We start from the raw sequence: 558 nt of genomic DNA on the forward strand, positions 1-558 counted from the left end.
GTGTTGCGCGGGGTGGCCGGGGCGTCCGGGGACGAGGGCGTGTGCGGTGCGCCGGGGGCGGAAGGTGAAGCGGCGGAAGGAGAAGGCGTGCTGTCCGGGGTGGGAGCGGTGTCCGGGCGGCGCGTCGCAGTGTCCGGAGTGGACGGAGCATCCGGCGTGCGGGACGGACTGGGGGCCGACGAAGGGGACGAGCTGTCCGGGGTGCGCGACGGGGCGTCCGGGGCAGGGGAGGGTGTCGACGGCGAGCTGTCCGGCGACGAAGGCGAGGACGGCGACGAAGGTGAAGACGGCGACGACGGCGAGCTGTCCGGCGAGGAAGGCGAAGAAGGCGAGGTTGGCGACGAAGGTGAAGAAGGGGACGACGGCGAAGAGTCCGGAGTGGACGAAGAAGGTGAAGAAGGGGAGGAGTGAGAGCCGGATGGGGTGAGGTCCGGGGAGTTGGTCGAGTGGAACAGGCCGCCGGGCTTGATGGACTTGGTGGAGATCACGTCCAGGCCGGTCACCTTGCCGACCAGTTTGCCGACGACCTTCATGATCTTGGTGAAGATCTCGACCAGC

Annotated in this window: 1 pseudogene; it reads left to right on the top strand. The window is 69.2% G+C overall.

Annotation, left to right across the window (positions count from 1 at the left end):
* A pseudogene (locus tag ADL03_RS03290) lies at positions 1–411 on the top strand (hypothetical protein); the annotation flags it as partial.
* Positions 412–558: the final 147 nt, after the last annotated feature.

The sequence above is a fragment of the Nocardia sp. NRRL S-836 genome (assembly GCF_001279525.1).
Classification (GTDB): Bacteria; Actinomycetota; Actinomycetes; order Mycobacteriales; family Pseudonocardiaceae; genus Lentzea.